This window comes from Micromonospora sp. CPCC 206171, from assembly GCF_036906755.1.
GTDB classification, from domain to species: Bacteria; Actinomycetota; Actinomycetes; order Mycobacteriales; family Micromonosporaceae; genus Micromonospora; species Micromonospora purpureochromogenes.
Genome location: NZ_JBAKHT010000064.1, coordinates 1 through 1,202, shown reverse-complemented (window position 1 = coordinate 1,202; position 1,202 = coordinate 1). Strand labels below are relative to the sequence as shown.

The window sequence follows — 1,202 nt, the reverse complement described above, 5'->3', positions numbered from 1 at the left end:
CTAGTGCCTCGTCTTCGAACGTTGATCGTGTAATCCGTCGGTTCTGAGGATTCGTCCGGCAGTCTGTCTCTCATCGTTCACGGTGGGAGGTGGTGGCCGGTGGGCAGGCGTCCGGAGGTGTTCGTCCGGCAGGTGTCGATGGCCGAGGGTCAGCGGTTGCAGCGCATCGGTCGGACGGCGAAGGATCCGGTGAAGCTGCGCCGGGCGATCGTGGTGTTGATGTCGGCCCAGGGACAGCCGGCGCCGGACATCGCCCACCTGCTCAAGACCAGCGAGGACTACGTCCGCGACGTGATCCACGCCTTCAACGATCGGGGGTTCGACGCATTGGACCCAAAATGGAGCGGGGGCGCACCGAGACGGATCGATGAGCAGATCCGCGACTGGATCTGCGTCATCGCCCGGTGCGACCCCCGCTTCCTCGGCAAACCGTTCTCCTGCTGGTCACTGTCGAAGCTGCGCGACTACCTGATTGAGGCTGGCTACGTCACGGCGATCAGCGTCGAGACAGTCCGGCGGATCCTGCACGAGCGCGGGGTGTCGTGGCAGGCCACCAAGACGTGGAAGGCCAGCACCGACCCTGACTTCACCGCGAAGATGCGCCGGATCCTGGACCTCTACGACCACCCGCCCACCGAGGGTCGGGTGATCTGTGTCGACGAGTTCGGGCCGCTGAACCTGCAACCCCGCCCTGGCCGCGCGTGGCGATCCCAGGGCCAGCCGGTGCGACTGCGTGCCACCTACACCCGCGACCAGGGTGTGCGGCACATGATCGCCGCCCTCGACCTGGCCACCGGCAAGCTGCATTACCGCATCCGTGACCGCAAACGCTGGCGCGAGTTCCTGGCCTTCCTCAAGACGCTGCGCCGCCGCTGGCCCGACCAGCGCCTCTACCTGATCCTGGACAACTTCTCCCCGCACAAGCACCCCGAGGTCCGCGCCTGGTGCGCCGCCAACCAGGTGGAACTGGTGTTCCTGCCGACCTACGCGTCCTGGCTGAACTGGATCGAGGCCGAGTTCGCCGCCATACGCTACTTCGCTCTCAACGGCACCGACCACCGCACCCACGCCGAACAGGACGCGTCTATCGGCGACTACATCCGCTGGCGCAACCAGCGCGCCAAACCGAAATCCGGATTCGCCGCCGGCTCCAAGATCCGCCACCCGGATTACCCGTTCAAGGCTGCATGACGGGGCACTAG

General features: G+C 66.1%; 1 protein-coding gene. It reads left to right on the top strand.

Annotation, left to right across the window (positions count from 1 at the left end):
- Positions 1 to 138: 138 nt before the first annotated feature.
- Positions 139 to 1,191, top strand: a complete 1,053-nt coding sequence (locus V6U89_RS30080) for an IS630 family transposase (protein WP_334576691.1) — start codon at positions 139 to 141, stop codon at positions 1,189 to 1,191.
- The last annotated feature ends 11 nt before the right edge of the window (positions 1,192 to 1,202 follow it).

Coding starts and splice junctions, on each gene's coding strand:
- V6U89_RS30080 (WP_334576691.1), top strand. CDS start 139: ATGGCCGAGGGTCAGCGGTTGCAGCGCATCGGTCGGACGGCGAAGGAT.